Genomic DNA, 248 nt, shown 5'->3' on the forward strand with positions numbered 1-248 from the left:
AATATCATAGAAGCAGCATCTTTTGAAACTTCTGTACCTGTTATACCCATTGCAATACCAATATCAGCTTGTTTTAAGGCAGGAGCATCATTTACACCATCACCAGTCATAGCAACTATCTTATCTTTACTTTGCCATGCCTTAACTATTCTAATTTTGTGTTCAGGAGATACTCTAGCATAAACAGAAATATGTTCTAATTTATCTAATAAATCTTTATCAGACATCTTATCTAACTCAATACCATC

Annotated in this window: 1 protein-coding gene; it reads right to left on the reverse strand. The window is 32.7% G+C overall.

Annotated features, from left to right (window positions below):
* A partial coding sequence (locus NG904_RS16790; protein WP_252232867.1) for an HAD-IC family P-type ATPase occupies positions 1–248 on the reverse strand: 248 nt, incomplete at both ends.

The organism is Clostridium sp. ZBS15, assembly GCF_023845705.1.
Taxonomy (GTDB): domain Bacteria; phylum Bacillota; class Clostridia; order Clostridiales; family Clostridiaceae; genus Clostridium; species Clostridium aquiflavi.